The following is a 219-nucleotide window of genomic DNA, read 5'->3' as shown; positions in this document are numbered from 1 at the left end:
GGCTATCAGCCACGCCAAGAAGAATTTTTCCGATGTACTTATTGTCGATACCGCAGGACGCCTCGCGGTTGACCAGGAGATGATGGAAGAAATCTCCCAACTACACAAAGCGGTTAACCCCATTGAAACCCTGTTCGTGGTTGATGCCATGACCGGCCAGGACGCCGCCAATACTGCCAAGGCGTTTGGCGAGACGCTGCCACTTACCGGCGTGATCCT

General features: G+C 54.3%; 1 pseudogene. It reads left to right on the top strand.

Annotated features, from left to right (window positions below):
- Positions 1-219, top strand: a pseudogene (locus tag A3709_RS01975) (signal recognition particle protein); the annotation flags it as partial.

It is taken from the genome of Halioglobus sp. HI00S01 (assembly GCF_001635445.1).
Classification (GTDB): Bacteria; Pseudomonadota; Gammaproteobacteria; order Pseudomonadales; family Halieaceae; genus Halioglobus; species Halioglobus japonicus.
This window is presented reverse-complemented; position numbering and strand designations above follow the sequence as displayed.